Raw genomic sequence first — 25,257 nt, forward strand, 5'->3', positions numbered from 1 at the left:
GTGCGCACCCGCCAGGCCATGCACGCCGCCCCCGGCCACACCCTCGAACAGCAGCTCTCCTTCGAAGGCGGCTTCATGCGCGAGCTGGGCTGGAGCGCGGACTACGCCGAGGGCGTCGCCGCCTTCATGGAAAAGCGCGCGCCGAAGTTTACCGGCCAGTAAGCGCTCAGCGCTGCATCCGCAGGCGGCGGACGAGCCCCCAGGCCACCGCCGCCGTAACGGCTGCCGACACGCCGATACCGGTGATCATGGGCTGCGCGCTCCCGTCCATGCTCGCACCCAGCCACTGCCCCACCGCAAACGCCGATAACATCATCAGGCAGCCGCTGAGCGCCGAGGCCGCACCGGCCGCGTGCGGAAACGGGCCCACCGCGCCCGCCTGTCCGCAGGGCTGGTGAATGCCATGGCCGAGCATGTAGAGCAACATCGGCAGCATGATCGGCCACACCCCGGCAACTCCCGACCACGCCAGCACGGCCATCACGCCGCCGCCCGCGAGCGACAGCGCACCACCGACCACGACTGTCCGCTGCACCCCCAGGCGCTTGAGCAGGGCGCGGCAAAGGAAGGTGCCGACCAGGTAGGCAAGCGCCATCAGGCACATCAACAAGCCGTAGTGAACCTTCGTTACCCCGAACAAGGTGATGAAGACGAAGGACGAAGCCGCGAGAAAGGTGAACAGGCCGGCATACGTCGTCATCGCCAGCAGCGCAAAGGCGATGAACTGGGGATGGCGGACGATGCCCATCCACGTTGCCAGCAAGGCTGAGGGGCGCAAGGCGCGCGGATCCGGACAAGCCAGGGTCTCCTCGAAGCGCATCGCGATCAGCACCAGCGTACCGCCGCCGAACACGGCGAGCGTCAGCAGGGCCGCGCGCCAGCCCCACAACTCGGCCACGACGCCGCCGAGCGGAATGCTCAGGCACGCGATGACACCGAGCCCGGACAGGCCCTTGCTGATCGCGCGCGCGCCAGCCTCGGGGGCGTAAAGATCGCGTACCAGTGCGCGCGCGCACATCACCACCGCCCCCATCGCCGCCCCCTGGGCAAGCCGCCACGCCAGCAGCGTATCGATCGTCCCGGCAAACGCACTGCCGACCGCCGCCAAGGTGTAGATCGACAGACCGAGCAAGAGCACAGGCTTGCGCCCGAAGCGGTCCGACACCGGCCCCCACACCAGCTGCGAACACCCGAAGGCCAGCAGCAGCCCCGACAGGGTGAGCTGCGCCTGCCCGACCGACGCGCCGAGCGCATGCGTGAGCGAAGGCAGCGCCGGCAGGTAGAGGTCGGTGGTGACGGGCTGGATGCCCAGCAGCAAGGACAGGGCAAGGACCACGAAGGCCCCCGACATGGCTGGCGCCGAGGCGCTTGCGGTCGTCATGACAGGGGCCCGTTGCAGCGCTGCATGGGCAAGGGGCCCGGGGCAGCGGCGGTGTCGATCTTCTTCATGCAGGTGGGGCCCATTCGGTTGCGCAGCCCCCGTGGCGCGGCGGCCTCATTCGGCGTCAGGCTGGTTGCCGGGTGCCGCCAGCCTGAAAGCCTCGATGGTCTCGCAATTCGCGGCGATGCGCACGATATTCGGCATCGCCGACAGATCGCAGCCGAAGCGCCGGGCATTGAACACCTGCGGCACCAGGCAGCAGTCTGCAAGCCCTGGCACATCGCCATGACAGAAGTCGCCGGTACGCCTGTCGCCGGCCAGCAGCGCCTCGACCGCGCCCAGCCCGGCAAGCACCCAGTGCCGGTACCAGTCGGTTTTCTGGCTGTCGGCGGCGCCGAGCACCTCGCCCAGGTACTGCAGCACGCGCAAGTTGTTGATCGGATGGATGTCGCACGCGATGGTGAGAGCGATCGCACGCACGCGGGCTCGATCGAGCGGCGCCTGCGGCAGCAAGGGCGGCCGCGGATGGACCTCCTCGAGGTACTCGATGATTGCCAGAGACTGGCCGAGCACCTCGCCCCCATCCTCCAGCGCAGGCACGAGCCCGGCCGGGTTCAGTTGCAGGTAGGCAGGCTGGCGATGTTCGCCGCCGCCGCGCACGAGGTGTACGGGTACCGCGTCGTAGGCCAGCCCCTTGAGCCCGAGCGCGATGCGCACGCGATAGGCTGCGGAGCTGCGGAAATAGGTGTAGAGCCTCATCGTCTATCCTTTCAGATGCAAGGGCGTCAGCCACCCAGCAGATGCACCAGCCACAACGAAAGTCCGGGGAAAAGCGCCAGCAGGATGATGCGCACACCGTCCGACGCGAGGAAGGGCAGCACGCCGCGGAAGGTCTCGCGCATCGGAATGTCACGCGCCAGGCTGTTGATGATGAACACGTTCATGCCCACCGGCGGCGTGATCAGGCCGATCTCGACCACCATCAGGGCAAGGATGCCGAACCAGATCGCCTTGTCCGTCGGGTTGAGCCCCCAGAAATCGAGCCCCATCACGATCGGCAGGAAGATCGGGATGGTGAGCAGGATCATCGACAGGCTGTCCATGACGCAGCCCAGCACCAGATAGATGAGGATGATGCCGATCAGCACCGCAGCAGGCGTGAGGCCGCTCTCGAGGACCCAGCCGGCCAGGGCCTGCGGCATCTGCGACAGGGCCAAAAAGGCATTGAGCACGTCGGCACCGAGCAGGATCAGGAAGATCATCGCGGTCGACTCGGCGGCACCGAACACAGCGTGCGCGAGCCCCTTGAGATCGAGCTCGCGCGACGCCACTGCGAGCGCCGCGGTGGCGATGGTTCCCACCGCAGCCGCCTCGGTCGGGGTGAAGATGCCGCCATAGATGCCGCCGATCACCACCACGAATACGGTCACGATCGGCCACACGCGGGCGACCGCCGTCATGCGCTCGGCCCACGACTTGCGCGTCGAGGCCGGGCCGGCGTCGGGCACCACGCGGGCGTAGATGGCCACCACCAGCATGTAGCCGAGCATCGCGATCAGGCCGGGGATGAGCGCGGCCATGAACATCGCCGCGACGTTCTGCTCGGCGAGGATGGCATAGATCACCAGCACCACCGAAGGCGGGATCAGGATGCCGAGCGTGCCGCCGGCGGCAAGTGCCCCCGTGGCGAGGGCCGGCGAATAGCGGTTGCGCCTGAGTTCGGGCAACGCCACCTTGCCCATCGTCGCCGCGGTGGCGAGCGAGGAGCCACAGATGGCACCGAAGCCGGCGCAGGCGCCGATTGCACTCATCGCCACGCCGCCGCGGTAGTGGCCGAGAAAGGCGTTGGTGGCCTCGAACAGCCGGCGCGACAGGCCCCCGTGTGAGGCGATGTTGCCCATCAGCAGGAAGAGCGGCACCACCGACAGGTCGTAGACCGAGAAGCGCCCGTAGGCGAGGTGCTTGAAATAGCTCATCAGCGGGTCCCAACCCGAGACTGCGATGTAGCCAATGGCGCCGCCAAGCAGCATGGCCATGCCGATGTGGATGCGCAGGGCGAGCAGGACAAGGGTCAGCCCACCTACCAGGAAGCCAATGGTCACACTGCTCATTGCTCGCCCACCTCGTTGTGCATCTGCCCCTTCCAGGCGGTGTACAGGGCGGTGAGGGCAAGCAGCAGGAAGCCCGGCCCAAGCGTGAGATAGGACCACCACAGCGGCCAGCCCAGGATCATGGTGCTCTCACCCGTTTGCGAGGCTTCCCAGGCACCGACGAAACTGCGCCAGGCGATCACTGCAGCCCCCAGCGCAAGCACGACCGAGGCGATGCGATCGAGCACGCGGCGCACCCGGGCCGAGGCGTTGTGGGTGAAGAAATCGACAATGACGTGGGCGTTCTTCATCTGTGCGTAGGGCAGACAGGCCGCGATCGCGAGCGCACACGCCATCTGCACGAGTTCGACATCGCCCAGCACCGGCGCATCGAACAGCCAGCGTCCGAGCACGCTGTACACCGAGACACCGCAGGCAGCGAACAGCAGCACCGCGCCCCCCAGCGCCGAGAGCTGCGACCATGCAAACAGAAAGTGCCCGACCGGATCGCGCGGGCCGGGGTCGCGCTGGTCGTCGAGCTGGGGAATGACTTCGGCCATGGCGGGGCCTCCGGACTGCCGGGGTTGTGCGATTGGCGGCCCGCCCGCGGGCGCGGCAGGCCGCCAGCAGGTCAGCGGGCGCTGTGTGTGGCGATCAGCGCGCGCGCGGTATCGAGCATCTCCTGGCCCGGATAACCCTTGCCGCTGACCTCCTTCACCCACTCTGCGGCGAGACGATCGCCAACCTTCACCCATTCGGCCGCCTCGCTCGCCGGGATGGTATGGAACTGGTTGCCGCGATCGACCGCCTGCTGGCGAGCCGCAGGTGCCGACTCGTCCCAGGCGCGACCGATCGCCGCCGAGAAATCGGCACCGGAGTTGGCATCAATGACCTTCTTGAGCTCGTCCGGCAGGCTGTCGTAGCGGGCCTTGTTCATCGCAATGGTGAAGAAGGTGGTGTAGAGCGAGGGCTGGGAGGCGTCCATCTCGGTGTGGTACTTGGTCATCTCATGCAGCTTCATGGTCGGGATCACCTCCCATGGCAGCACGTAGCCGTCGACCACGCCCTTGGACACCGCCTCGGGCGTCTGCGGCATCGGCATGGCCACCGGGGTCGCGCCGAGATGGGCGATCATGCGGTTCGTGAGCCGCGTCGGCGCGCGCATCTTCAGGCCGCGGAAGTCGGACATGCGGGTGATCGGACGCTTGTTGTTGTGGATGTGGCCGGCGTCATGCACATGGAAGGCGAGCGGCTTGACCGACTCGAAGTCCTTCTGGCCGAACTGCTCGTAGTAGGCCCAGGCCGCGCGGCTCGCGCCTTCGGCATTGTGGGTCATGAAGGGCAGCTCGAAGACCTCCACCGACGGGAAGCGGCCCGCCGTGTACCCGGGCAGGGTCCACACGATGTCGGCAACGCCGTCTGCCGCCTGCTGGATGAGTTGGGCAGGCGTGCCTCCAAGCTGCATGGCCGGGAAGATCTGGCACTTGAGCCGGTTGTCCGACTCGACGGCAATCTTCGCGCACCAGGGTTCGAGGATCTTCTGCTGGCTGAGCGCGGTAGCAGGCCAGAAATGCGCGACCTTGAGCACGATCTCCTCGGCGCGGACCGGGGCAGCGAACAGGGTGGCAGTGGCGGCGGCCAGGCCGATCAGGGCTTTCAGCTTCATGTGTCTCACTCCTCTCAAGCGTTTTTGTGTGACTGCGGGTTTTGCCGGCGCTGGTGCGAGCCTTCTGCGGGTCATCGCCAGGCCGGGGGGAAGCTCAGGACTGGACTGCGGTGACGCGGTTCTCGATGGCGCCGAAGATGCTGCGCCCCTCGCGGTCGAACATCTCGATGCGTACGACGTCGCCATCGCGCATGAAGGGCGTGGCGGGCGTGCCCTGTTCAATGGTTTCGTAGGTGCGCAACTCCGCCAGGCAGCAGTAGCCGACGCCACCGTGCTCGATCGACGAGCCCCACAGGTCGCCCTGCTTGTTGGATACCGTCCCCGAGCCGATGACGGAGCCGGCCTCGAGCTCGCGGGTACGTGCCACATGGGCGACGAGCTGGCCGAAGTCGAAGGTCATGTCGACACCAGCCTCGGGCTTGCCGAACAAGGCGCCGTTCAGGTGCACGACGAGCGGCAGGTGCAGCTTGGCATCCTTCCAGGCATCGCCGAGTTCATCGGGCGTGACCGCTACCGGACTGAACGCAGAGGCGGGCTTGCTCTGGAAGAAACCGAAGCCCTTCGCGAGCTCGTTGGGGATCAGGTTGCGCAGGCTGACATCGTTGACCAGCATCACCAGGCGGATCGCGCGCGCCGCATCGGCGGGCGTCGCCCCCCTCGGCACATCGCCGGTCACCACCGTAACCTCGGCCTCGAAGTCGATCCCCCAGCGTTCATCGGCCACCACCGCGTCGCGCGGCCCAATGAAGCTATCCGAGCCACCCTGGTACATCAGCGGGTCGGTGTAGAACGAGGGCGGCATCTCGGCATTGCGTGCCCTGCGCACCAGCTCCACATGGTTGATGTATGCAGAACCGTCGGCCCACTGGTAGGCACGCGGCAACGGCGAATGGCAGGCGGCCTGGTCGAACGGCTGCGACTCGATCGCTGCGCTGTTCAGGGCTTCGTACACCTGGCGCAGCTGCGGCTCGCAGGACTGCCAGTCGTCGAGCGCGGCCTGCAGGCTGCGCGCAATCGCCGGGACGGCCCGGCAGCGCGCCAGGTCACGGCTGACGACGACCAGGGTGCCGTCGCGGCCGCCCTGCTTGAGGGTGGCGAGTTTCACTGGAACATCTCCTTGTAGCTGCCGTCGTGCATCCAGGCGGCATGCTTGGGCGCCTTGCGGGTCTGCGCCCACTCCTCAAGCATCTCCCACTTCACCTTGTCGAGGGCTTCCAGCATGCCGGGCCGATGGGTATTGCAGGCCAGCTCGAGACGGTGGCCGTTGGGATCGAAGAAGTAGATCGACTGGAACAGCGCATGGTCGGTCGGCCCCACCACGTCGATGCCCTCGGACTCGAGGCGAGCCTTGGTGGCGAGCAGGGTGTCCATGGAATCGACCTCGAGCGCGAGGTGCTGCGTCCATGCCGGGGTGTTTTCGTCGCGCCCCATCGGCGCACGGGTGGGGAGCTCGAAGAAGGCGAGCACATTACCCATGCCGGCATCCATGAAGATATGCATGTAGGGATCAGGCTCTCCGGTCGACGGCACCGCGTCCTCGGCGATCGACAGCACCAGCTTCATGCCCAGGTGCTTCTCGTACCAGCGCGCAGTCTGGAGCGCGTCCTTGCAGCGGTAGGCTACGTGATGAATCTTGTTCACGATCGGCGTCATTGCAGTCTCCTTCTCCTTCCTGGTTCCAGGGTTCGCGCCCCATGTTTCGTTTATCGCCCGATAAGGCATGCCCACATTACAGGCGAAAAACTAATATCATTCCAACAGCTTTTTCAGATTCATTTATCGGGATACCTGATGAATATCACGCTCCGCCAACTCCGCGCCTTCGTCGCCGTGGCGCGCAACGGGAGCTTCACCCTGGCGGCCGAGAGTCTGTTCCTGACCCAGTCGGCGTTGAGCGGCCTCATCAAGGAACTCGAACAGTCGCTCGGCGTGCGCCTGTTCGACCGCAGCACGCGACGCATCCAGCTCTCGGAGATCGGTCGCGGCATCTATCCGCTGATCGACAAGATCCTCACCGACCTCGATGGCGTGGTCGACGAGGTCACCAACCTGAAGGCACTCAAGAAAGGCGTGGTACGGGTGGCAGCCCCTCAGTTGATGGCATGCACCCTGCTGCCCGAGGTGATCGCAGCCTATCGCGCACGGCATCCCGAGGTGGATATCCGCCTGATCGACTGCGCCGTGGAGAGCGTGACCTCGCGGGTGTTCTCCGGCGAGGTGGATTTTGGTGTCGGCCCCGAGCGCGACCCGAGCTCGGACATCGACGCTGCACCGCTTTTCGAACTGCCCTTCCATGCGGTGTTCCCGCACGGACACGCGCTCGGTGCGCTACAGGCCGTGCGCTGGTCGGACCTGGTGCACCATCCGCTGATCACCCTGCAGGGCCAGTTCACGGAACGCCTGTCGGTGGACCTGCACAATGCAATGCGCGAAGTCGACCTCGACCCCGCCACTACCGTGACCTTCATGTCGACCGCCCTCAGCATGGTGGCATCCGGGCTCGGGGTGACGATCTGCATCCCCTATGCCGCTTCGCTGGTGCGTCTTTACCAGCTCGACATGCGCCCGCTGGTGGAGCCCGAGGTCACGCGCCGCTTTTACGTCTTCAGTCGCAATGGGCGCTCGCTGTCGCCCGCGGCACACAGCTTCCGCGACATGCTGTTCGAGCATGTTGCGGACATCGGGTGCGGCACCCGGGACTGAGCGCCGCACCCGACGAGGGCGTGGCGAGCGCGGCTCAGCCCTCGGCTGCCACGCCCTCACGCGCGAGTTTCAGCGCCTCGCGCAGCACGGTGATGTCACCGACATGGTTGGCGAGAAGCAGGATCAGGCGGGCGTTGAGCATCTCGCTCTGCTCGTCGCTGAGTTCGCGGTGGGCGTCGATGAGCGCCTCGTAGAAATCGTCGCCGGGCGAAAAGGCACGGAAGTAACGCTTGCCGGGTTCGGCCAGGTTGGGCTGCAGGTTCAGGGCCATGACGATCTCCTTCAGGCGTTGCAGGTGGCACGGACGAGGGCCGCTCGCACCCGCTCGGTGTCAAGCAGGCGCCAGCGCGCAGCCACATGCTGGTCGGGACGGATGAGATAGGTGGTTCCGGGCCTCATGTCGTAGCGCTCGCGCACACGCCCCTTGGCGTCGATCAGCGTACGCAGGCCGGCAGGCGCCCGCCCGCGGGCCGCGACGATGACGGGCTCGAGCGCGATACCGCCATCAGCGAGCGCCTGCACGGTGGCGAGGGTGGTGTCCGCGAGGGCGGATGCATCGTCGACGTAATGCAGTACCTGGAAGCGGTTCCCGAGCACCTGCAGCAGCCAGGCGTGGCCATCGGCCGCGAGCACCGGCGCGTCGTCCATCGGCGCCCCCGGCACCATGGTGCCGGCAAAGTCGTCCTCGTCTGGCGTGTTGAGGCTCGATGCGGTCAGGTAGCTCGGCACCGACAGGCGCCCGGAATTGACGAGGGCGCGAGCGAAGGGATGATGTTCGGCCAGGCCCAGGACGGCGTTACGGAAGGTCTTGCTGGTGCGGCTCTTCGGGGTGATGAAGTCGGTCGAGCGCGTCGAGTTCATGATGTTTTCGTCCGCCGCGAAACCGCGCTCTTCGGTGTAGCTGTCGAGCAGCTTCGGCGGCGCCTTGCCGTCCATCACGAGCTTGAGCTTCCACACCAGGTTGTCGGCGTCCTGGATGCCCGAGTTGGCGCCGCGCGCTCCGAACGGCGAGACCTGATGCGCCGCATCGCCGACGAAGAGCACGCGCCCATGGTTGAAGCTGTTCATCCGCCGGCACTGGAAAGTGTAGACGCTGACCCATTCGAGCTCGAACTCGCGCTCGTCCCCGATCATGGCCTTGATGCGCGGAATCACGTTCTCGGGCTTCTTTTCCTGCTCGGGATCGGCGTCCCAGCCGAGCTGGAAATCGATGCGGAAGACGTTGTCGGCCTGACGATGCAGCAGCACCGACTGATTGGGATGGAACGGTGGGTCGAACCAGAACCAGCGCTCGGTCGGGAAGTCCGCCTTCATCACCACGTCGGCGATCAGGAAGCGGTCCATGAAGATCTTGCCCTCGATGTCGAGGCCGAGCATGCTGCGGATCGGGCTGCGCGCGCCGTCGGCGACGACCAGCCAGTCGGTGGTGAGCGAATAGGCTCCGTCCGGCGTCTCCACACGCAGCCCTGCCTTGTCGTCGCCGGGCGTGACGCCGATGACGTTGTTCCGGAAGCGGATTTCCAGGTTGGGGAGCTGGCGGGCGCGGCGGACGAGGTATTCCTCGAGGTAATACTGCTGCAGGTTGATCATGCCCGGACGATGATGGTCAGGCTCAGGGCAGAGGTTGAAATTGAAGACCTCGTCCTCCCGAAAGAAGGTGCGCCCGACGTTCCAGGACACACCTTTGGCGACCATCTCCTCGCCGCAGCCGAGGCGGTCGAGGATCTCGAGCGCACGCTTGGCGTAGCACACGCCACGCGACCCGATGGATACGGTGTCGTCGTTGTCGAGCACCAGCACGCGCTGGCCCTGCTGGGCGAGGTCGATCGCAGTGCACAGGCCAACCGGGCCGGCGCCGACGATGATCACGGGATGGTGCCCTTCCCGCCCCTCGTCGATCTCGGGTGGTCGGACATATTCGAACTTCGGGTATGTGTACGTGCTCAGCACGGCGGTCTCCTCCTGGTGTTGGTTCGCTCCGGCCTCACGTCTGGGCGTGAGTTCGACCGGATACGGGCGCCCACGGCGGGCACCCGATCCCTCTGCTGCGGGGCCTGGCGCAATCTGCGTCCTTCAGTGCGGCACCTCAGGCCTGCAGCGCATGCCACATCTGCTGGTCGCGCTCGGCCGTCCAGATGCGCGGGTCGGCGATGCCGCTCGCCTCGTCATGGGCACGCGTGACATCGAACGGCAGGCAGTGCTCGTAGATGAAGACGTGGCCGAACTTCGGATCCATGTTCTTGCGCGTGTGCGCCATCGCCGCCTTCAGATCCATGCCCTGCGCCACCGCCTCCTGTGCGCTGAGGTACAGCGTGGAGACGAAATCGCGCGTGTAGGCCAGCCCTGCCTGCACGGCAGCAGGCGTCATCAGGGCGGGGCCGCGCCCCGGGACGAGCTTGGCGAAGTTCATCGCGGCAAGCCTGTCGAGCGTCTGCGGCCACTCGGCGAGATAGGCGTCGCCGGTGTAACAGGCCGCGTCCGCCTCGACCAGGTCACCCGAGAAGCAGATCTGCTGAGCGGGCAGGTACACGATGGTGTCGCCCTTGGTATGGCCTCGACCGATCTGCTTGATCTTCACCTCGAGCTTGCCCAGCCAGAGCGTCATCTCGCCCTCGAAGCTCATCGTCGGCCAGGTCAGGCCGGGCACGCTCTCGACAGCCTGGAACAGGCGCGGGAAGCGGCCGATCTCCGAATCCATGTCCTGCTGGCCGCGCTCAACGATCAGATCGTAGGTGTCGCGGCTGGCGATGACCTCCTGCAAGCCTTCGCTCTTGTAGCCCGAAGCGCCGAGCACGCGGACAGCGTGATAGTGGGTCAGCACGACATACTTGATCGGCAGGTCGGTGATCTCGCGAACCTTGGCGATGACGCCCTGCGCTGCGACCGGCGTCGCCGTCGCGTCGATGATCATGACGGCGTCGTCGCCGATGATGACGCCGGTGTTGGGATCGCCCTCAGCAGTGTAGGCGTAGGCGTTATCGGACAGCTTCTCCCAGCTGATCTTCTTCTCTTCGACGTCGGCCTGCGATGCAAACTTCTTGCTGTTCATGATCGTGTGTCTCCTGCATTGACTGGGTGCGTCGAATCCTAGACCGCGATTTGCCTATAGTCAATCGATTTGCTATTAACAAATCTGAAGACCATGATGAGACCGACCGTGGCACGCGCACGGAAGCTGCTAACATTCGCCGCGATTCAGGAGGGAGTCATGCAGGACAACACGCCGGCGGTAGCCGACACCGAACGCAGCGAACGGCGCGGCATCCAGTCCATCGAGGTCGGCGGCGCCCTGCTGCAGGCCCTGGTGCGCAGCGGCAAGCCGATGATCCTGAAGGAGCTCGCGCGCGAGGCGGGCATGCCGCCCGCCAAGGCCCACCCCTACCTGGTGAGCTTCGGCAAGCTCGGCCTCATCGAACAGAACCCGCTGACCGGGCGTTACGGCCTGGGGCCCTTTGCCCTGCAGGTCGGGCTGACCGCCCTTCACGGACTTGACCCGCTCAAGGCCGCGATTCCCGAGGTCGCTCGCCTGGCCGACGACATCGAGCTCAACGTCGCCATCGCGGTATGGGGAAACCTGGGTCCGACCATCGTTCACATCGAGGAATGCAGCAAGCAGATCCACGTCAACATGCGCCCTGGCACGGTGATGACGCCCTTGCTGCTGTCGGCCACCGGACGGGTGTTCGCGGCCTTCCTTCCCGAGCGCATCGTCGCGCCGATCCTCGCCGGCGAGACTGCAGCCGAGCCCGCCTCGGCGACCGACCTGACGGTCACCTCGCCCGAGGCGGCAGAGCAGCTCCTACAGGAAGTGCGCCGACACCGCCTGGCGCGCGCGCTCGGCAACCCCATCCCCGGCATCAATGCGTTCTCCGCGCCGGTCTTCAACGACGTCGGGCAGCTCACGCTCGCGATCACGGCGATGGGCCCCGCAGGCAGCTTCGACACCGCCTGGGATGGCGCGACCGCACAACGTGTGCGCACCTGCGCACAGGTCGTCGCGGCCCGCCTGGGCGCCGCGGCTCAGTCGCCCAGCGCGGGCGTGTAGAAGCGGTGGTGGCCGCGGCCGCCGTGCTTGACCGCGTAGAGGGCGAGGTCGGCCCGCCTGAGCAGGCTCTGCGCGTCGCCTCCGTGCTCGGGCGCCAGCACGATGCCGATCGAGGCCGACACGCACCCCTCGCCCTTCTCCAGCACGAAGGGCGTTGCGATCGCCTCGCCGATGCGCAGGGCAATCTCCTCGACGTCGTCCATACCGCCGATCTCGTTGAGGATGACAGCGAATTCGTCACCGCCGAGGCGGGCAACGGTGTCCGATTCGCGCACACAGGCGTTAAGGCGCTCGCCCGCTTCGACCAGCAGGGCGTCACCGGCGAGATGCCCCAGGCGGTCGTTCACCGCCTTGAAGCGGTCGAGGTCCACGAACAGCAGCGCGAAGGCCGAACCTCGCCGGTGCGCCCCCGCCAGCGCGGAAGCGAGGCGGTCGTCGAACAGCGCCCGGTTCGGCAGGCCGGTCAGCGGATCATGGTCTGCCCGGTAGCGGATCTTGTCCTCGAGCGCCTTGCGGCTGGTAATGTCGCTGAGGGTGGCGATGTAGCCCTGAATGTCGTCGGCGGCACCGACGCGGACGATCGAAATCCACTGCACGTAAAGGTCGCCGCTCTTGCGCCGGTTCCACATCTCGCCCTGCCAGTTGCCCTCGCGGGCGAGGCTGTCATACATCTGGGCAAAGTAGTCGGCATCATGACGCCCGGACGCAAGCAGTGCAGGCGTGCGGCCAAGCACCTCCGCAGCGGCATAGCCGGTAATGCGGCAGAAGGCGGGATTGACCTGGGTGATGCGGGACTCGGCGTCGGTCACGATGATGCCCTCGGCTGCGCCGTCGAACACCGCGCGGTAGCGCGCCTCGCTCTCTGCAAGCTGGCGCGCGCTGTGCCGATGCAGATCGACCTCGTCCGCCAGCTTGCGATTGGCGTCGGCAAGCTCGCCTGTGCGCAGCGCGATGAGGCGCTCCTGGTCGGCATTGATCGCGCGCACCACGCGCAGGTGGCGGCGGTTGACCAGCAACAGGCCATGGATCAGCCCGGCGGAGATCAGGAAGGCGAGCAGGTGCATGGCCCCGGTGCGCAGGCGCTGGGTGTCACGCATGGCAATCAGCGCCTGCGCAGGCATGGTGACCGAGATGCCGCCGCGGATGTCACCGACCTCGTAGCCCTGCGCGATGTGGCACTGCAGACAGGCCGGCACCACCAACAGCGGCGCCATGTAGCGATGGGTCTGGGTGTCGCCCGCAGCGACGAGCTCCAGCACTTCCGCCTCGCCACGCTCGAAGCGCCGTAGCGCCTCGCGCTCCCAGGGGTCGGGCGCATTGCCCGGGCGGATGGGGGACAGGCTCGTGATACGCACGCGCACGCCCTGCTTGGCCTCGGCGAGTTCGGCGATCTGTCGCGTCATGTAGGCCGGATTGACCATGGTGAGACGGCGCCCGTCCGCGCTGTCGATATCGCGCGCAGGATGCTCGAGGTAAGGATTGGGCTGGCCCTCGTCCGAGACAAGGACATACACGCCTCCGTGGCGCGCATTCCATTCGCGCGTGGTCTCGACCAGCGCGAACAGCGTCGCGCCACGCTCGCGCGCCAGGGCGAGCACGCTGCGATCGATCGACCGCCACTCGAGCACCAGCAGGACGCCGAACAACAAGGCGCACACGAGATACCCCAAGGCGACAGCCGAGGCAAAGCCCCCTTCGCGCAGCGCGCGACGGCCTTCGGGGGTGTGCTCGCGGGGTGGACTCATGCGCCTAGTCTAGACCGTCGGAAAGATGGCTGGGAAGCTCATGCATCCACAGTGGAGACCGTCGTCCGCCCGGGCGCGGCCACTGCCTCCTCGTCCTCGCTGCCCAGAAAACCGCCGCTCTGATGCGCCCAGAGGCGCGCATACAGCCCCCCCTGGGCAAGCAGGCTGCGGTGATCGCCCTCCTCCACGATCCGCCCACGGTCCATCACCACCAGGCGGTCCATGGCGGCGATCGTAGACAGCCGGTGCGCGATCGCCACCACGGTCTTGCCTTCCATGAGACGGTAGAGGCTCTCCTGGATCGCGGCCTCGACCTCGGAGTCGAGCGCACTGGTGGCCTCATCGAGCAGCAGGATGGGCGCGTCCTTCAGCATCACGCGCGCGATCGCGATGCGCTGGCGCTGGCCGCCGGAGAGCTTGACGCCGCGCTCGCCCACATGGGCGTCGTAGCCGCGCCGCCCCTTGGGGTCGGTGAGGCCGAGGATGAAGTCGTGCGCTTCCGCACGCTTGGCTGCCGCAACCATGTCCGCATCGGAGGCATCGGGGCGGCCGTAGAGGATGTTGTCTCGCACCGAACGGTGCAGCAGCGAGGTGTCCTGGGTGACCATGCCGATCTGCGCGCGCAGGCTGTTCTGGGTGACGCCGGCGATGTCCTGGCCGTCGATCAGGATGCGGCCCTGCTCGAGGTCGTAGAAGCGCAACAGCAGGTTCACCAGGGTCGACTTGCCCGCGCCCGAGCGCCCGACCACGCCGATCTTCTCACCCGCGCGGATGGTGAGCGTGAAATCGTCGATCACCCGCCGCGCCTGCGCACCCGTCGCACCATAGGCGAAGCCGAGGTGCTCGAAGCGGACTTCGCCACGGCTCACCACCAGCGGCTTGGCATCCGCGCGATCCACAACCGCATGCGGGCGCGACAAGGTGTTGATGCCGTCCTGCACGGTGCCGACGTTCTCGAACAGCGAGGCCATCTCCCACATCACCCAGTGCGACATGCCATTGAGGCGCAGCGCCATCGCGGTCGCCGCCGCCACCGCGCCAACGCCGACCTGGCCCTGGCTCCACAGCCACAGCGCCACCCCGCTGGTGGAGAGGATGAGGCCCATCGACAGGCTGTGCACGACGATCTCGATGCCGCTCACCAGGCGCATCTGCGCATGCACCGTGTGCAGGAACTCCTGCATCGCGCCCCGTGCGTAGCCTGCCTCGCGGCCAGCGTGGGAGAACAGCTTGACGGTGGCGATGTTGGTGTAGGCGTCGGTGATGCGCCCGGTCATCAGCGCACGGGCGTCGGCCTGGACGCGCGACACCTTCGACAGGCGCGGCACGAACCAGCGCAGCACCAGTGCATAGAGCGCCAGCCAACCCAGGAAGGGGGCGAGGAACCAGACGTCGAAGCTCGCCACCACCAGGGTGAGAGTGACGAAGTAGATGGTCACGAAGACCAGGATGTCGGTCATGATCAGGCAGGTGTCGCGCACCGCGAGCGCGGTCTGCATGACCTTGGCCGAGACCCGGCCGGCGAATTCATCCTGGTAGAAGCTCATGCTCTGGCCGAGCATCAGGCGGTGGAAGTTCCAGCGCAGCCGCATCGGGAAATTGCCCGCCAGGCTCTGGTGCTTGAGCATGGTCTGCACCGCCACCAGCGCGATGCTGCCGACGATGATGGCCGCAAGCAGCAGCAGGGTGCCCCCCTCGTCGGCCCACAAGCGCGCGGGTTCGACCGCAGCGAGCCAGTCGACCACCTTGCCGAGCATGGCGAACAGCAAGGCCTCGAAGGCGCCGATGCTCGCGGTGAGCAGCATCATGCCGAGGATGAAGGGCCGCATGCCCTCTGTACCCGCCCACAGGAAGGCGAAGAAGCCGCGCGGCGCAGGGCCGGGCGCGGCTTCGGGATAGGGGTCGATACGACGTTCGAACCAGCTGAAAGGCACTGATGGGCTCCTCGATGATCTCGGCATGTGACAGCCAGAGTGTGCCGTGGTTGCCCGCACAATGGCAAAAAGCCCCGTACGGGGCTGGGCCGCGCGAGGCCGCACGAGGACTGCTGTAGGAGCGGCGCCAGCCGCGAGCTTTCGTCGCGCAACCAACTTGCGCCATCGCCTTCAACACCTCGCGGCTGGCGCCGCTCCTACATGAGGGGCAGTACGGGGGGCAGCGCCCCCGTGTGAGCTTACATCGCCGGTGCGCTGCTGCGAATCAGGTGATCGAAGGCCGACAGCGAAGCCTTGGAGCCTTCGCCCATGGCGATGATGATCTGCTTGTACGGCACCGTGGTGCAGTCGCCGGCAGCGAAGATGCCCGGCACCGAGGTCTGACCCTTGGCATCGACGATGACCTCGCCGAAGCGCGACAGCTCGACCGTGCCCTTGAGGAAGTCGGTATTGGGCAGCAGACCGATCTGCACGAAGATGCCCTCGAGCTCGACGCGGTGCACCTGCTCGGTGTTACGGTCCTTGTACACCAGGCCGTTGACCTTGTCGGTGCCGGTCACCTCGGTGGTCTGCGCGCTCTTGATGACGCTGACGTTGGGCAGGCTGTAGAGCTTCTTCTGCAGCACGGCGTCGGCACGCAGGTCATCGGCGAACTCGAGCAGGGTCACATGAGCGACCACGCCGGCGAGATCGATCGCGGCCTCGACACCCGAGTTGCCGCCACCGATCACCGCGACGCGCTTGCCCTTGAACAGCGGGCCGTCGCAGTGCGGGCAGTAGGCCACGCCCTTGCCGCGGAACGCCTTCTCGCCGGGCACGTTCATCTCGCGCCAGCGCGCACCGGTGGCGACGATCACGGTCTTGGCCCTGAGGCTGGCGCCGTTCTCCATCTTGACCTCGTGCAGGTTCTCGCCCGGCACCACGGCGGCGACGCGCTGCAGGTTCATGACGTCGACTTCATATTCCTTGACGTGCTCCTCGAGGGCCGCGACCAGCTTGGGACCTTCGGTGTACTTCACCGAGATGAAGTTCTCGATCGCCATCGTATCCATCACCTGGCCACCGAAGCGTTCGGCGACCACGCCGGTGCGAATACCCTTGCGTGCAGCGTAGATCGCCGCCGCCGCACCCGCTGGGCCACCGCCCACCACCAGCACGTCGAATGCAGCCTTCTCGGCCAGCTTCCTGGCGTCGCGCGCCGCAGCGCCGGTGTCGACCTTGGCCAGGATCTGGCCCAGTTCGAGGCGGCCCTGGTCGAACTCCTCGCCATTCAGATAGACGGTGGGCACCGCCATGATCTGGCGCTCCTCCACTTCCTTCTGGAACAGTGCGCCGTCGATCATGGTGTGGCGGATCTTCGGGTTGAGCACTGCCATCAGGTTCAGGGCCTGCACCACATCCGGGCAGTTATGGCAGGACAGCGAGATGTAGGTCTCGAAATTGAGCTCGACGTCGAGGTTCCTGATCTGCTCGATCACCTCGGCCTCGACCTTGGGCGGGTAGCCACCGGCCTGCAGCAGGGCAAGGATCAGCGAGGTGAATTCGTGGCCCATCGGCAGGCCGGCGAAGCGCACACGCGCCTCTCCACCACGCGGCCCGACCGAGAACGAGGGCTTGCGCTCGTCGTCATCGCGGCGCTCGATCAGGGTGATGAGCTTGGACTGCTCGACCACGTCGTGCAGCAGTTCGAGCATTTCCTTGGACTTGGGACCATCGTCCAGCGACGCCACGATCTCGATCGGCTGCGTCACCCGCTCCAGGTAGGCTTTCAGTTGAGTCTTGATGTTGGCGTCAAGCATGACGGTTGTTCCTTTGGATGATTCCGGCCGCTGCGGTTTTGCGCGGTCCTGATACGACACAGCCGGCACGGGGCCGGCTGCTGGATTCACGGCCCGGACCCCATGGGCCCGGGCAGATGCTGCGGCCTGCTTAGATCTTGCCGACCAGGTCGATCGACGGCGCCAGCGTGGCTTCGCCTTCCTTCCACTTGGCCGGGCAGACTTCGTTCGGGTGCGACGCGACGTACTGGGCGGCCTTGAGCTTGCGCACGGTTTCGGTCACGTCACGGGCGATGGCGTTGTCGTGCACTTCCATCGTCTTGATGACGCCTTCCGGGTCGATCACGAAGGTGCCGCGCAGAGCCAGACCAGCTTCCTCGATATGCACGCCGAAAGCGCGGGTCAGCTGGTGAGTGGGGTCGCCAACCAGGGGGAACTGGGCCTTGCCGACCGCCGGCGAGGTTTCGTGCCAGACCTTGTGCGAGAAGTGGGTGTCGGTGGTGACGATGTACACCTCGGCGCCAGCCTTCTGGAACTCGGCGTAGTGCTCGGCAGCGTCCTCGATCTCGGTCGGGCAGTTGAAGGTGAAGGCAGCCGGCATGAAGATCAGCACGGACCACTTGCCCTTCAGGTCGGCTTCGGTCACTTCGATGAACTTGCCATTCTTGAAGGCTTGGGCTTTGAACGGCTGGACTTGGGTGTTGATCAGCGACATGTAGTTGCTCCAGAAGGGGTTGCAGGACGTTGGGTGAAACTCGATGGATGACAGTCTAGATCGGCGCCATGCATTGATCTAATTGATTATCGAGATACTCTCGATTGAAACAACCTATCAGAGAAAGCAGGCGCCAGGACGCCCCATCGATTTCAGCATCATACGTCAGGGCACACGCGCGGATTTCAAGCCCCGGCAAGGTGCCTGCGCACCGAGATGGCAGCCCCCAGCCAACCGAGCAGCGCGGCGAAGGCAACGATGGCCAGTGCAGCACGCCAGTCCGGCCCACTGAGCACGAACACCGCGCCGTAGGTCTCGGCCAGCGCGGTGACGGGGGCGGAGAGCGCCCGCACGCCCAGCGACACCGTACCCAGGGCCACCAAGCCGCCGAGCGCGCCCTGGAGGCCACCAAACCAGTAGAACGGCCGCCGGATGAAGGGGTCGGTGGCGCCCAGCAGGCGGCTGACGGCGATCTCCTGGCGTTGCGTCAGAATCTGCAGGCGGATGGTGTTGAAGGTGACGATCACCAGCGCAAAGCCGAGCAAGCCCGCCAGCATGAGCACGGCAGAGCGTCCGAGCCCAAGCAGCGCATGCAGGCGCTTGACCCAGGCCGAATCGAGCTGGACATGGGCCACCTTGGGCCACGTCGCCATCTGCTCGGCCATGCGCTCGAACAGCTCCGGATCCTCCTCGCGCAATGACAGCACGAAGGCATCGGGCAGCGGGTTGGCGCTGAGCCCGCCGAGGACGTCGCCCAGGCCGCTCGCTTCGAGCTGGCGCAGAGCCTCGTCGCGCGCCACGAAACGATAGCTGCCGAGGTCGGGCGTTGCCTTCAGGCGCTGCTCGATGGCGGCGCGATCCTCGGGCCCGGCGTCCATGTCGAGAAAGAGACTGATCTCGGGAGCGCCCGAGACGCCGCGCGCCAGCGAGGACACATTGTCCAGCAGCAGGTAGCCGCCGCCCGGCAGCGACAGCGCGATGCCGACCACCAGCGCGGACAGCAGGGTGCTCAACGGCTGGGCGGCAAGGCGTCGCAACGCATGGGCGATGGCGCGCAGGTGCAGGTAAAGCCAGTGGATCATGCTGCCTCCATGGCCGGGCGCCCTGTGGGACGCGAGTCCTCCACGAGTTGCCCCTTCGCGAGCACGAGCCGGCGCGGCCGGCTCGCCGAGAACAGACTGGCATCATGCGTGGAGATGAGCACGGTCACCCCGGCCTGATTGAAGGAGCGGAACAGCTCGGCAATGTCCGCCGCATAGGCGGGGTCAAGATGCGCCGTAGGTTCGTCGGCAATCAGGATGGAGGGCCTGTTGACGATGGCACGTGCGATCGCCACCCGCTGCTGCTCGCCACCGGAGAGACCTGCGGGCATTTCCTTGCCACGCCCGTCCAGACCGACACGCTCGAGCGCCGCCCCGACCCGGCGAGCGGCATCACCCGGCGGATGGCCAGTGATGACGAGAGGCAGCATCACGTTGTCGAACACGCTGCGGTCGAACAACAGGCGGCTCTCCTGCAGCACCAGGCCGAGGTTGCGCCGCAGGTAGGGAATGGCGGTGCGCGGCAGATGGGAAACATCCTGCCCATTGATGAGCACACGCCCGGCGCTCGGACGCTCGATCACCGGAATGAGCTTGAGCAGCGTGCTCTTGCCCGCACCCGAGTGACCGGACAGCACGACGAGTTCGCCGTGGCGGACCTCGAAACTGATCCCGGCCAACGCCGTATAGCCGCCCGCATAGCGCTTGGCTACGCCCTCGAAGACGATCATCTGCGCGCGTCCGCTCCCGCCTTTACCGCACCTGCACCAGGCTCGAACAAGGCATCGACGAACTCGCGCGCCTTGAAGGGCTGCAGGTCGTCGATACCCTCGCCGACACCGATGAAGCGCAGCGGCTTGGGGCATTGGCGCGCGATCGCCGCCAGCACACCGCCCTTGGCAGTGCCATCGAGCTTGGTCACCACCAGGCCGGTGACGCCGATCGCCTTGTCGAAGGCCTTGACCTGGGCGAGCGCGTTCTGGCCGATGTTGGCGTCGAGCACCAGCAGCACCTCGTGCGGGCCGCTCGGGTCGGCCTTGGCGATCACCCGGCGCACCTTGGCGATTTCTTCCATCAGGTGGAGCTGGGTGGGGAGGCGCCCGGCGGTGTCGGCGAGCACGACGTCGATCCTGCGCGCACGCGCGGCGTTGATGGCATCGAAGATGACCGCTGCGGCATCGCCGCCCTCCTGGGCGACCACGGTGACGTTGTTGCGCTCGCCCCAGGTCATCAGCTGCTCGCGCGCAGCAGCGCGGAAGGTATCGCCGGCCGCCAGCAGCACACTCTTGCCCTGGGCCTGGAAATACTTTGCCAGCTTGCCGATCGAGGTCGTCTTGCCCGAGCCATTGACGCCCGCGATCATGATGATGAAGGGCTGGTGGCTGCCGAGCTCGAGCGCCTGCTCGAGCGGCGCAATGATGCCGTGCAGGCCGTCGGCGAGCGCCTTCTGCAGCTGGTCGGCGGTTTCCAGGCGGTCGCGCTTCCAGCGCATGCGCAGGTCGTCGATGAGGTACTGGGTGGCATCGACACCGCAATCGGCCATCAGCAAGGTGGATTCGAGTTCCTCGAGCAGATCCTCGTCGATCTTGCGCAGGCCGAAGAGGTTGGCCAGGCCACCGCCGATCTGCTGACGCGTGCGCGCCAGCCCCGCCTTGAGGCGCTCACCCCAGGACAGGCGCGGCGCCGGCGCCACCACCGTCTCGGCCACGGCTGCAGCCTCCCCCTCCGCAGGCACCACTTCGGCGACGGCTTCAGCCGCTGGCTGCGCGACCTCGACCGCCGGCGCTGCAGCGGCCGCTGCGGCCGGGTCGATCACCGCAGGCGCGGGAACGCCAACCTCGGCCGTCGGTTCCGCTACTGCGGGCGCCACGTCCTCGGGCTTTGGGGACTTCTTCTTCAGGAAACCAAACATGAAACGCTCGGGTCAGAGAGGTCGTTTTGCGTCGGCGCGCATGGCACCCGTTGCGTGGGCGCCCGCCTCCGATCACGCTAAGATGCGGCTCCGCGGCACGCGCCGGCCCTGCCTGCGCCCGTACTGCGAAATGCCGCGAATTCTAACAGATGCAGGACAACTCCATGTTTCGCTCACCCCGCCTTCGTTCAGTGCTGCTGGGCATTGCGGCAGCCACCCTGGCCGCACCGCCCGCCCTCGCCAACCCGTTCGAGACCACGCTTGCAAACGGCATGAAGCTGATCGTAAAGGAAGACCGCCGCGCGCCCTCCGTGGTGCACATGGTCTGGTACAACGCTGGCGCGATGGACGAGCCGGACGGCGTGTCGGGCGTGGCCCACGTGCTCGAACACATGATGTTCAAGGGCACGCGAGAGGTCGGCCCGGGCGAGTTCAACAAGCGCGTCGCCGCAGTCGGCGGGCGTGACAATGCATTCACCGGCAAGGACTACACCGCCTACTTCCAGCAGGTGCCGCCCGCCCATCTGCCGGCGATGATGGCACTCGAGGCCGACCGCATGCAGAACCTGGTGCTCACCGACGACGAGTTCGCGCGTGAGCTCGAGGTCGTGAAGGAGGAACGTCGCCTGCGCACCGACGACCAACCGCGCGCGCTGGTCTACGAGCAGCTGATGGCCACCGCCTTCCAGGCTCATCCCTACCGCCGCCCGGTGATCGGCTGGATGCCCGACCTCGAGGCCATGCAACCCGAGGACGCCCGCGAGTGGTACCGGCGCTGGTATGCGCCCAACAATGCCTGGCTGGTGGTCGTGGGCGACGTCGACCACCAACAGGTCTTCCGCGACGCCGAGCAGCACTACGGCGCGATCCCGGCACGCGCCCTGCCCGAGCGCCGCATCTCGCCCGAGCCTGCCCAGCGCGGTCCGCGCAGCTCGGAGGTGCGGGCACCGGCCGAACTGCCCTACCTGGCCATGGCCTGGCAGGTGCCCACCCTGAGCGACCCGGCAAACGAGCGCGAACCGTACGCGCTGCAGGTGCTCGCCGCAGTGCTCGACGGCTATGACGGCGCCCGCCTCACCCGCCGCCTGGTGCGCGACGAACAGCTCGCGGTGTCGGTCGGCGCGGGCTACGACGGCAGCGGCCGCGGCCCGTCGCTGTTCTACCTCGACGGCGTACCCGCCCCGGGGCGCACGGTCGATGAACTCCAGGCCGCGCTGCGCGCCGAACTGCAGCGCGTCCGCGACCACGGCATCAGCGCGGAAGAGCTCGCCCGCGTCAAGACCCAGGCCATCGCCAGCCGCGTCTACAAGCGCGACTCGCTGATGGGCCAGGCGATGGAGATCGGCTACCTGGAGTCGGCAGGCCTGTCCTGGCGCGACGAGGACAGGCTGCTCGAAGGCCTGCGCGCAGTCACTGCGGACGAGGTGCAAGCGGTGGCGCGGCGCTATTTCGACGACGCCAGCCTCAGCATCGCCCGTCTCGACCCGCAGCCGCTCGGCGAACAACGCCCGCGCTCGCCCTTCGCCCCCGCCCGCCACTGACGCATCAGCACAGGAAACCGCTGCAACCATGCGCGCATCGATCCGCCCCCTGATCCTCCCCGCTCTCGCCCTCGCCGGCTTCCTCGGCCTGGCCTCACCTGCACTCGCCGGCCCGCAGATCCAGCACTGGGTCGCACCGACCGGCGCGCGCGTGCATTTCGTCGAAAGCCGCGCCCTGCCCCTGGTCGATATCCAGGTGAGCTTTGCCGCCGGCACCGCGCTCGACCCTGCCGACAAGGCCGGCCTGGCCAGCATGACCCAGGCCCTGCTCGATGCGGGCGCCGGCAACCTGGACGAACAGACCATCGCCGACCGCAAGGCCGACCTCGGCGCCCAGGTTCGCGGCGGCGCCGACAACGACCGCGCCAGTCTGGCGCTGCGCAGCCTGTCGTCGCCAGCCGAGCTCGACGCGGCCGTCGAACTCATTGCCACCGTGCTGGCGCGACCGACCTTCCCTGCCGAGATTCTGGAGCGCGAGCGCGCACGCGCGATCGCCGGCCTGCGCGAGGCGCTGACCAAGCCGGGCAGCCTTGCTGCCCGCCAGTTCAATGCCGCGCTCTACGCGGGCCACCCCTACGGCAACAACAGCAGCCCGGAATCGCTGGCGGCGATCAGCCGTGAAGACCTGGCGGACTTCCATCGCCGATACTACGGCGCCAACCGCGCCGCAGTGGCGATCGTCGGCGATATCGACCGCGCCACGGCCGAGCGCATCGCCGTGCGCCTCACCGAAGCCCTGCCGCAGACCGCAGCCGCCAGCCCGCCGCCGCCGCCCACCCCCACCCGCGCCCAGACTTTCCGCATCCCCCACCCTTCAGCCCAGGCCCACATCCTCGTCGGCCAGCCCGGCATGGCACGCGAGGATGCGGACTACTTCGCGCTGCTGGTGGGCAACCACGTCCTGGGCGGCGGCGGCTTCGTGTCGCGCCTGACCCGCGAAGTGCGCGAGCAGCGCGGCTTCGCCTACAGCATCTATAGCTTCCTGTCGCCGCAACAGGTCGCCGGCCCCTTCCAGATCGGGCTGCAGACGCGCGGCAGCCAGGCCGACGACGCACTCTCGGTCGTGCGCCAGACACTCGACACCTTCATAGCCGAAGGACCGACTGCCGACGAGTTGCAGGCCGCCAAGGACAACCTGATCAACGGCTTCGGACTGCGCCTCGACTCCAACGCCAAGCTGCTCGACCATGTTGCCATGATCGGCTTCTACGGCCTCGCCCTGGACTGGCTCGACACCTATCCAGCACACGTCGAGAAGGTCACCGTGGCGGCCGTGCGCGACGCCTGGCAACGCCGCATCCGCCCGGATCAGCTCATCACCGTGATCGCTGGCGGCGACGGTGATCGCGCGCCGGATGCCGCTGCCACGCCGAGCGCCGCGATAACGGACGGCGCCAATTGAGCCGGGTACGCATCGTCGGCGGGCAATGGCGCTCCCGCCTGCTCGACGTCGCCCAGGCACAGGGACTGCGCCCCACGCCCGATCGCGTGCGCGAAACCGTGTTCAACTGGCTGGGCCAGGATCTGGACGGCCAGCACTGCCTGGACTTGTTCGCCGGCACCGGCATCCTCGGTTTCGAGGCGGCCTCGCGCGGTGCCGCGGGCGTGGTGCTGGTCGAGCGTGATGCACGCGCCCTGGACGCACTGCACAAATCGGCAAAGACCCTACAAGCATCGCAAGTAGAGATCGTGCGCGGCGATGCGGTAAGATTCGCGCAAACCACACCGCGAAGGTTCGACGGCGTGTTCCTCGACCCCCCGTACAAGCAGGGTTGGATCGAGCGTGTAGCCCCCTGGCTCGACCGCATCGTCCAGCCCGGTGGCTGGCTTTACGTGGAAGCCGAGGCGCCGGTCACGAGCCTGGGCAAGTGGCACGTCGTCAGGCAAGGACATGCCGGCCAGGTTCATTTCCATCTGATGCGTGGGAGCGATGAATGAAGGAAGCGATTGCGGTCTATCCAGGCACCTTCGACCCGTTCACCCGAGGCCATGAGGACCTCGTGCGACGGGCCTCGGTGCTGTTCGACCGTGTCGTGGTCGCGGTGGCCAAGAGCAACAGCAAGAACCCGATCTTCTCGCTCGAGGAGAGGGTCGAGATCGCACGCTCGGCCGTCGCCGCCTTTCCCAATGTGACGGTGGTCGGCTTCGACTGCCTGCTCATGGACTTCCTGCTGCAGCAGAATGCGCGCGTAATTCTGCGCGGCCTGCGTGCGGTGTCCGACTTCGAATACGAATTCCAGATGGCGGGGATGAACCGCAAGCTCTATCCGGACGTCGAAACAGTATTCCTGACCCCGGCAGAAGAGTACATGTTCATCTCGGCCACCATGGTGCGTGAGATCGCCCGCCTCGGCGGCGACGTAAGCAAGTTCGTGCAGCCTCAGGTGCTGGCACGGCTGCAGGAAAAACTGAACTCAAAGTGAAAGCAAGGAAGCAAAGAACATGGCTCTGATCATTACCGACGAATGCATCAACTGCGACGTGTGCGAACCGGAGTGCCCGAACGGCGCCATCTCCCAGGGTGACGAGATCTACGAGATCGACCCCGGCAAGTGCACCGAATGCGTCGGCCACTTCGACGAGCCGCAGTGCCAGCAGGTGTGCCCGGTCGACTGTATCCCGCTCGATCCCGACCACAAGGAAACCAAGGATCAGCTCATGGAGAAGTTCCTCAAGCTGACCGGCAAGGCCTGAGCCCCTTCTCGGC

The 25,257-nt window shown here is 66.7% G+C and carries 24 protein-coding genes and 1 pseudogene; 8 read left to right on the forward strand and 17 right to left on the reverse strand.

The features are described 5' to 3' along the window. Positions 1 to 162 (forward strand): annotated as a pseudogene (locus tag P7F68_RS19915) (2-(1,2-epoxy-1,2-dihydrophenyl)acetyl-CoA isomerase); the annotation flags it as partial. A gap of 4 nt (positions 163 to 166) precedes the next feature. On the opposite strand, the gene P7F68_RS16180 reads toward P7F68_RS19915, so the two are convergent. From P7F68_RS16180 to P7F68_RS16210, 7 genes are all read right to left on the reverse strand, one after another. Next, positions 167 to 1,381: a multidrug effflux MFS transporter gene (locus tag P7F68_RS16180; protein WP_277834676.1), complete on the reverse strand. Its 1,215-nt coding sequence runs from the start codon at positions 1,379 to 1,381 to the stop codon at positions 167 to 169. Positions 1,382 to 1,495: 114 nt separating this feature from the next. Further along, positions 1,496 to 2,140, reverse strand: coding sequence for a maleylacetoacetate isomerase (gene maiA / locus P7F68_RS16185; protein WP_277834678.1), 645 nt, complete (start codon positions 2,138 to 2,140; stop codon positions 1,496 to 1,498). A gap of 26 nt (positions 2,141 to 2,166) precedes the next feature. Then, on the reverse strand, positions 2,167 to 3,492 hold the full coding sequence (locus P7F68_RS16190) for a TRAP transporter large permease (RefSeq protein WP_002930478.1): 1,326 nt from the start codon (positions 3,490 to 3,492) through the stop codon (positions 2,167 to 2,169). After that, on the reverse strand, positions 3,489 to 4,031 hold the full coding sequence (locus P7F68_RS16195; RefSeq protein ID WP_002930476.1) for a TRAP transporter small permease: 543 nt from the start codon (positions 4,029 to 4,031) through the stop codon (positions 3,489 to 3,491). Before P7F68_RS16195 ends, P7F68_RS16190 begins: the two co-directional genes overlap by 4 nt. A 71-nt stretch (positions 4,032 to 4,102) precedes the next feature. Continuing rightward, on the reverse strand, positions 4,103 to 5,137 hold the full coding sequence (locus P7F68_RS16200; protein WP_277834681.1) for a TRAP transporter substrate-binding protein: 1,035 nt from the start codon (positions 5,135 to 5,137) through the stop codon (positions 4,103 to 4,105). A gap of 94 nt (positions 5,138 to 5,231) precedes the next feature. Then, complete coding sequence (locus tag P7F68_RS16205; RefSeq protein ID WP_277834682.1) at positions 5,232 to 6,242, reverse strand: fumarylacetoacetate hydrolase family protein; 1,011 nt, start codon at positions 6,240 to 6,242, stop codon at positions 5,232 to 5,234. Then, positions 6,239 to 6,790: a VOC family protein gene (locus P7F68_RS16210; protein WP_002930467.1), complete on the reverse strand. Its 552-nt coding sequence runs from the start codon at positions 6,788 to 6,790 to the stop codon at positions 6,239 to 6,241. The genes P7F68_RS16205 and P7F68_RS16210 overlap by 4 nt, the downstream gene beginning before the upstream one ends. Positions 6,791 to 6,928: 138 nt before the next feature. On the opposite strand from P7F68_RS16210, the gene P7F68_RS16215 reads away from it, so the two are divergent. Further along, positions 6,929 to 7,840 (forward strand): LysR family transcriptional regulator, encoded by a 912-nt coding sequence (locus tag P7F68_RS16215; protein ID WP_277834684.1) that lies wholly within the window; start codon positions 6,929 to 6,931, stop codon positions 7,838 to 7,840. 34 nt (positions 7,841 to 7,874) lie between these two features. Here P7F68_RS16215 and P7F68_RS16220 read toward each other — a convergent pair whose 3' ends face one another. The 3 genes from P7F68_RS16220 to P7F68_RS16230 form a co-directional block, all read right to left on the reverse strand. Then, positions 7,875 to 8,111, reverse strand: a complete 237-nt coding sequence (locus P7F68_RS16220) for a DUF2783 domain-containing protein (protein ID WP_277834687.1) — start codon at positions 8,109 to 8,111, stop codon at positions 7,875 to 7,877. 11 nt (positions 8,112 to 8,122) lie between these two features. Next, positions 8,123 to 9,790 (reverse strand): FAD-dependent oxidoreductase, encoded by a 1,668-nt coding sequence (locus P7F68_RS16225; protein WP_277834689.1) that lies wholly within the window; start codon positions 9,788 to 9,790, stop codon positions 8,123 to 8,125. Positions 9,791 to 9,926: 136 nt separating this feature from the next. Further along, positions 9,927 to 10,889 carry an MBL fold metallo-hydrolase gene (locus P7F68_RS16230; protein ID WP_277834691.1) on the reverse strand — a complete coding sequence of 321 codons (963 nt, stop codon included), beginning with the start codon at positions 10,887 to 10,889 and terminating at the stop codon, positions 9,927 to 9,929. Positions 10,890 to 11,048: 159 nt separating this feature from the next. Here P7F68_RS16230 and P7F68_RS16235 point away from each other — a divergent pair, with 159 nt between their 5' ends. Then, a complete protein-coding gene (locus P7F68_RS16235; RefSeq protein ID WP_002930459.1) occupies positions 11,049 to 11,885 on the forward strand; it encodes an IclR family transcriptional regulator in 837 nt (278 codons plus the stop codon). On the opposite strand, the gene P7F68_RS16240 is transcribed toward P7F68_RS16235, so the two are convergent. The 7 genes from P7F68_RS16240 to ftsY all read right to left on the reverse strand — a co-directional run bounded on the left by P7F68_RS16240 (position 11,861) and on the right by ftsY (position 21,009). Then, the gene (locus P7F68_RS16240; protein ID WP_277834694.1) at positions 11,861 to 13,630 is read right to left on the reverse strand and encodes a diguanylate cyclase domain-containing protein; all 1,770 of its coding nucleotides are present in this window, start codon (positions 13,628 to 13,630) and stop codon (positions 11,861 to 11,863) included. The genes P7F68_RS16235 and P7F68_RS16240 overlap by 25 nt on opposite strands. A 38-nt stretch (positions 13,631 to 13,668) precedes the next feature. Next, positions 13,669 to 15,564 carry an ABC transporter ATP-binding protein gene (locus P7F68_RS16245; protein WP_277834696.1) on the reverse strand — a complete coding sequence of 632 codons (1,896 nt, stop codon included), beginning with the start codon at positions 15,562 to 15,564 and terminating at the stop codon, positions 13,669 to 13,671. Positions 15,565 to 15,803: 239 nt separating this feature from the next. Further along, complete coding sequence (ahpF, locus tag P7F68_RS16250) at positions 15,804 to 17,363, reverse strand: alkyl hydroperoxide reductase subunit F (RefSeq protein ID WP_277834699.1); 1,560 nt, start codon at positions 17,361 to 17,363, stop codon at positions 15,804 to 15,806. Positions 17,364 to 17,493: 130 nt separating this feature from the next. Continuing rightward, entirely contained in the window at positions 17,494 to 18,057 is a 564-nt protein-coding gene (ahpC, locus tag P7F68_RS16255; protein WP_002930451.1) for an alkyl hydroperoxide reductase subunit C, read from the reverse strand. A 185-nt stretch (positions 18,058 to 18,242) separates the two neighbouring features. Beyond that, positions 18,243 to 19,139: a permease-like cell division protein FtsX gene (ftsX, locus tag P7F68_RS16260; protein WP_277834703.1), complete on the reverse strand. Its 897-nt coding sequence runs from the start codon at positions 19,137 to 19,139 to the stop codon at positions 18,243 to 18,245. Beyond that, positions 19,136 to 19,828: a cell division ATP-binding protein FtsE gene (locus P7F68_RS16265; RefSeq protein ID WP_002930448.1), complete on the reverse strand. Its 693-nt coding sequence runs from the start codon at positions 19,826 to 19,828 to the stop codon at positions 19,136 to 19,138. The genes ftsX and P7F68_RS16265 overlap by 4 nt, the downstream gene beginning before the upstream one ends. Beyond that, positions 19,825 to 21,009 (reverse strand): signal recognition particle-docking protein FtsY, encoded by a 1,185-nt coding sequence (gene ftsY / locus P7F68_RS16270; RefSeq protein ID WP_002938473.1) that lies wholly within the window; start codon positions 21,007 to 21,009, stop codon positions 19,825 to 19,827. The genes P7F68_RS16265 and ftsY overlap by 4 nt, the downstream gene beginning before the upstream one ends. 164 nt (positions 21,010 to 21,173) lie before the next feature. Here ftsY and P7F68_RS16275 point away from each other — a divergent pair, with 164 nt between their 5' ends. The 5 genes from P7F68_RS16275 to P7F68_RS16295 are packed head-to-tail and all read left to right on the forward strand — an operon-like array spanning position 21,174 to position 25,244. Continuing rightward, positions 21,174 to 22,550: a M16 family metallopeptidase gene (locus P7F68_RS16275; protein WP_277834707.1), complete on the forward strand. Its 1,377-nt coding sequence runs from the start codon at positions 21,174 to 21,176 to the stop codon at positions 22,548 to 22,550. Between the two features lie 28 nt (positions 22,551 to 22,578). Continuing rightward, positions 22,579 to 23,952: a M16 family metallopeptidase gene (locus tag P7F68_RS16280; RefSeq protein WP_277834709.1), complete on the forward strand. Its 1,374-nt coding sequence runs from the start codon at positions 22,579 to 22,581 to the stop codon at positions 23,950 to 23,952. Next, entirely contained in the window at positions 23,949 to 24,488 is a 540-nt protein-coding gene (gene rsmD / locus P7F68_RS16285) for a 16S rRNA (guanine(966)-N(2))-methyltransferase RsmD (protein WP_002938461.1), read from the forward strand. Before P7F68_RS16280 ends, rsmD begins: the two co-directional genes overlap by 4 nt. Further along, positions 24,485 to 24,973 carry a pantetheine-phosphate adenylyltransferase gene (coaD, locus tag P7F68_RS16290; RefSeq protein WP_002931041.1) on the forward strand — a complete coding sequence of 163 codons (489 nt, stop codon included), beginning with the start codon at positions 24,485 to 24,487 and terminating at the stop codon, positions 24,971 to 24,973. The genes rsmD and coaD overlap by 4 nt, the downstream gene beginning before the upstream one ends. A gap of 19 nt (positions 24,974 to 24,992) precedes the next feature. Then, the gene (locus P7F68_RS16295) at positions 24,993 to 25,244 is read left to right on the forward strand and encodes a YfhL family 4Fe-4S dicluster ferredoxin (RefSeq protein WP_002938455.1); all 252 of its coding nucleotides are present in this window, start codon (positions 24,993 to 24,995) and stop codon (positions 25,242 to 25,244) included. Positions 25,245 to 25,257: the final 13 nt, after the last annotated feature.

It is taken from the genome of Thauera mechernichensis (assembly GCF_029588855.1).
In the GTDB taxonomy this organism is placed as follows: Bacteria; Pseudomonadota; Gammaproteobacteria; order Burkholderiales; family Rhodocyclaceae; genus Thauera; species Thauera mechernichensis.

Coding starts and splice junctions, on each gene's coding strand:
- P7F68_RS16180 (WP_277834676.1), bottom strand. CDS start 1,381: ATGACGACCGCAAGCGCCTCGGCGCCAGCCATGTCGGGGGCCTTCGTG.
- maiA (WP_277834678.1), bottom strand. CDS start 2,140: ATGAGGCTCTACACCTATTTCCGCAGCTCCGCAGCCTATCGCGTGCGC.
- P7F68_RS16190 (WP_002930478.1), bottom strand. CDS start 3,492: ATGAGCAGTGTGACCATTGGCTTCCTGGTAGGTGGGCTGACCCTTGTC.
- P7F68_RS16195 (WP_002930476.1), bottom strand. CDS start 4,031: ATGGCCGAAGTCATTCCCCAGCTCGACGACCAGCGCGACCCCGGCCCG.
- P7F68_RS16200 (WP_277834681.1), bottom strand. CDS start 5,137: ATGAAGCTGAAAGCCCTGATCGGCCTGGCCGCCGCCACTGCCACCCTG.
- P7F68_RS16210 (WP_002930467.1), bottom strand. CDS start 6,790: ATGACGCCGATCGTGAACAAGATTCATCACGTAGCCTACCGCTGCAAG.
- P7F68_RS16215 (WP_277834684.1), top strand. CDS start 6,929: ATGAATATCACGCTCCGCCAACTCCGCGCCTTCGTCGCCGTGGCGCGC.
- P7F68_RS16220 (WP_277834687.1), bottom strand. CDS start 8,111: ATGGCCCTGAACCTGCAGCCCAACCTGGCCGAACCCGGCAAGCGTTAC.
- P7F68_RS16230 (WP_277834691.1), bottom strand. CDS start 10,889: ATGAACAGCAAGAAGTTTGCATCGCAGGCCGACGTCGAAGAGAAGAAG.
- P7F68_RS16235 (WP_002930459.1), top strand. CDS start 11,049: ATGCAGGACAACACGCCGGCGGTAGCCGACACCGAACGCAGCGAACGG.
- P7F68_RS16240 (WP_277834694.1), bottom strand. CDS start 13,630: ATGAGTCCACCCCGCGAGCACACCCCCGAAGGCCGTCGCGCGCTGCGC.
- ahpF (WP_277834699.1), bottom strand. CDS start 17,363: ATGCTTGACGCCAACATCAAGACTCAACTGAAAGCCTACCTGGAGCGG.
- ahpC (WP_002930451.1), bottom strand. CDS start 18,057: ATGTCGCTGATCAACACCCAAGTCCAGCCGTTCAAAGCCCAAGCCTTC.
- ftsX (WP_277834703.1), bottom strand. CDS start 19,139: ATGATCCACTGGCTTTACCTGCACCTGCGCGCCATCGCCCATGCGTTG.
- P7F68_RS16265 (WP_002930448.1), bottom strand. CDS start 19,828: ATGATCGTCTTCGAGGGCGTAGCCAAGCGCTATGCGGGCGGCTATACG.
- ftsY (WP_002938473.1), bottom strand. CDS start 21,009: ATGTTTGGTTTCCTGAAGAAGAAGTCCCCAAAGCCCGAGGACGTGGCG.
- P7F68_RS16275 (WP_277834707.1), top strand. CDS start 21,174: ATGTTTCGCTCACCCCGCCTTCGTTCAGTGCTGCTGGGCATTGCGGCA.
- P7F68_RS16280 (WP_277834709.1), top strand. CDS start 22,579: ATGCGCGCATCGATCCGCCCCCTGATCCTCCCCGCTCTCGCCCTCGCC.
- coaD (WP_002931041.1), top strand. CDS start 24,485: ATGAAGGAAGCGATTGCGGTCTATCCAGGCACCTTCGACCCGTTCACC.
- P7F68_RS16295 (WP_002938455.1), top strand. CDS start 24,993: ATGGCTCTGATCATTACCGACGAATGCATCAACTGCGACGTGTGCGAA.